3 protein-coding genes and 1 pseudogene are annotated in these 3,190 nt (G+C 68.8%); all 4 read left to right on the forward strand.

Annotated elements, in window-relative coordinates; all coding sequences use genetic code 11:
- Positions 1 to 322, forward strand: a pseudogene (locus ACT4N8_RS04320) (AAA family ATPase); the annotation flags it as partial.
- Positions 319 to 1,632, forward strand: coding sequence for a DUF58 domain-containing protein (locus ACT4N8_RS04325; RefSeq protein ID WP_444856905.1), 1,314 nt, complete (start codon positions 319 to 321; stop codon positions 1,630 to 1,632). The pseudogene ACT4N8_RS04320 and the gene ACT4N8_RS04325, both read left to right, overlap by 4 nt.
- Entirely contained in the window at positions 1,629 to 2,624 is a 996-nt protein-coding gene (locus ACT4N8_RS04330; protein WP_444856906.1) for a stage II sporulation protein M, read from the forward strand. Before ACT4N8_RS04325 ends, ACT4N8_RS04330 begins: the two co-directional genes overlap by 4 nt.
- Positions 2,617 to 3,190: RDD family protein (locus ACT4N8_RS04335; protein ID WP_444856907.1), on the forward strand; the 574-nt coding region annotated here is incomplete at its 3' end. The genes ACT4N8_RS04330 and ACT4N8_RS04335, both read left to right, overlap by 8 nt.

Below are 3,190 nucleotides of genomic sequence, written 5' to 3' on the forward strand. Positions count from 1 at the left end.
GCAGGAGGCGATCGCGGCGGTCGCGACGATCCCGATGGTCGACGAGGTCACCAATTACGTCGTCGCTTTGGTCCGCGCCACGCGCGAGGCGCCCGACCTGGAGGGCGGCGCCTCTCCCCGCGCCGCCGCGATGCTCGCCGGCGCGGCGCGGGCGCGGGCGGCGCTCGACGGACGCAATTACGTCATCCCCGACGATGTGAAGGCGCTGGCACCGCCCCTGCTGCGCCATCGCCTGCTGCTCTCGGCGGCGGCCGAGATCGAGGGGCGGCCGATCGAGGACGTCGTCGGGCGGCTCGTCGACGAGGTGGAGGCGCCGCGTTGATCTATCCGACCCGTCTTACCGTCCTGTGCAGCGCGGCGGTCGCTCCGATCGCCTTGATCGTCGGCATTTTCGCGCCGGCCTTCTGGACGGCGGGACTGGCCTTGCTCGTGCTGCTGCTCGCGCTCTTCATGGTCGACGCGCTCACGTCGGTGAGCCTCGGCGACGTCGCGGTGACCTGCGAGGGCCCGCGTGCCGTCGGCGTCGGCGAGAGCTTCGCGGTCACCGCGCGCGCCCGCTTTCTCCACCGCGCGCCGCGCGCCGCGCAATTCGCGCTCGGCGTCTCGGGGCCGGTCGCCGCGCCCTTCGGCTATCGCGCGCAAGCGGAGATGGAGCCGGGCAGAGCCGCCGCGGCGATCATCCTCAAGGCGGAGCGGCGCGGCACCGCGCGGCTCGAAAATATCTGGATTCGCTGGACCGGCCTGATGGGCCTCGCCTGGAAGCAGCGCCAGCTCGGCCTCGACCAGGCGGTGCTGATCACCCCCGACATCCGCCAGGTTCGCGAGAAGGCGATGCAGCTTCACAATCGCGACGCCATGCACGGCATGGTCGCGCAGCTGCAGATCGGCGAGGGCGCCGAGTTCGAATCGCTCGCCGATTATCGCCAGGGGCTGGACCGGCGCGCGATCGACTGGAAGCAATCGGCCCGCCACACCCATCTCATCGCCAAGGAATATCGCACCGAGCGCAACAACAATATCGTCATGGCGCTCGATGCCGGGCGGGCGATGTGCGAACCGCTCGGGGACGTGCCGCGGGTCGACCGGGCGGTCTCGGCGGCTCTGCTCACCGCCTTCATCGCGCTGAAGGACGGCGACCGGGTCGGCGTCTTCGCGTTCGATTCGCGGCCGCGCGCGTCGAGCGCGCCGATTTCGGGCCAGCGCCCCTTCACCATGCTGCAGCGGGTGACGGCGGGCATCGACTATTCCGACCATGAGACCAATTACACGCTGGCGCTCGCGACCCTCGCCGGGACGCTGAAGCGCCGCTCGCTGATCGTCGTCTTCACCGAGTTCGCCGATACGATCAGCGCCGAACTGATGCTGAGCGCGGTCGGCACCCTGCTCCAGCGCCACCTCGTCCTCTTCGTCGTGCTGCGCGACGAAGAGCTGGAAGGCTTCATCGGAGCCGAACCGAACGATCCGGAGGACATCAGCCGGGCAGTCACCGCCGCCTCGCTGCTGCGCGAACGGCGGCTGGTGCTGACCAGGCTGCGCCATCTTGGCGTCCATGTCGTCGAGGCCGCGGCCGACGAGGCGGGCCCGGCCCTGGTCAACGCCTATCTCGATCTCAAGCGGAGGAATTTGCTGTGAGCAGCCGGCCGGGCGATACGCGGCGGTTCCGCGCCGAGCGCGAGGGCGAGTGGCGACGGCTCGAAGAAATCCTCGTCACCGCCGAATCCTCGTCCATGCGGTCGCTTTCCGACGATGATCTGCTCGCTCTGCCGATCCTCTATCGCGGCGCCCTGTCCTCGCTCTCGGTGGCGCGCGAGACCTCGCTGGATCTCGAGCTCGTCACCTATCTGGAGGGGCTTTGCGCCCGGGCTTACTTCTTCGTCTACGGGGTTCGGACCCGCGCCGGCGAGCGGCTGCGCGCCTTCTTCGCTCACGACTGGCCGGCGGCGGTCCGCGCGGTGTGGAAGGAGACGCTGGCGGCGGCGCTGATCACATTGATCGGGGTGATCTCGGGCTATCTGCTGGTCGGCAACGACCCGAGCTGGTTCCAGAGCTTCGTCCCCGCCGAGCTGGCCGGCGGGCGGGACTTCGAGGCCTCGCCCGAGTCGCTGCGGCGCACGCTCTACCATGACGAGGGCGCGAGCGGCCTCACCGTCTTCGCGACCTATTTGTTCACCCACAACAGCCAGGTCTGCATGTTCTCCTTCGCATTGGGCTTCGCCTTCGGCATCCCGACCGCGATGCTGATCGTCTACAACGGCGCGATGCTCGGCGCCTTCCTCGCGCTCTTCGCCTCGCAAGGGCTGGGGTTCGAGCTGGGCGGCTGGCTGATGATTCACGGCACAACCGAATTCTTCGCAATCATCCTCGCCGGCGCGGCGGGCCTCAAGATCGGCTGGGCAGTGGTCTTCCCGGGCGAGGAATCGCGCCTCATCGCGGCGGTCGCGGCTGGGCGCACCGCCGCGCTCGTGATGGGTGGCGTGATCGTGATGCTGCTCGCCGCGGGCCTGCTCGAAGGCTTCGGGCGGCAGCTCATCACCGACGATCTCGCCCGCTACGCGATCGGGCTGAGCGCGCTCCTCCTCTGGCTCGCCTATTTCTATCTGCCGCGGAGCGAGCACCATGGCTGAGTTCGCCGCCGTCAACCGCGAGGCGCTGGCCGGCCGCCGCCGCAGCCTGGTCACGCCCGAAGGGGTCGATCTCAGCCTGACCCTGTCGGAGATGGGCCCCCGGGTCGGCGCCTTCCTGCTCGACTGGATCATTATCTCGGTCAGCCTGGTCGTCCTGATGCTGGCCTGCGGCATCATCTTCGCCAGCCTCGGCACCCAGATCGGCGGCGAGATCGCGGTGACGATCTGGCTGCTCGGCCTTTTTCTCTTCCGCAATTTCTACTTCATCCTCCTCGAAATGGGTCCGCGCGCGGCGACCTTCGGCAAGCGCGCAGCGGGCCTGCGCGTCGTCGCGCGCAGCGGCGACCGGCTGACCGCCGACCGCGTGATCGCGCGCAACATGTTGAGAGAAATAGAGATTTATCTCCCGCTCACCTTCCTCATCTACAACGCCGCGGAAGGCGACGGCAGCGGGCTGGCGGCGCTCGCCGGGCTGATCTGGGCCTCGCTCTTCCTCTTCTTCCCTTGGTTCAACAAAGACCGCCTGAGAGTGGGCGACCTGCTCGCCGGCACCTGGGTGATCCGCG

Origin of the sequence: Sphingosinicella sp. (assembly GCF_052387495.1) — a bacterium.
Taxonomy (GTDB): Bacteria; Pseudomonadota; Alphaproteobacteria; order Sphingomonadales; family Sphingomonadaceae; genus Allosphingosinicella.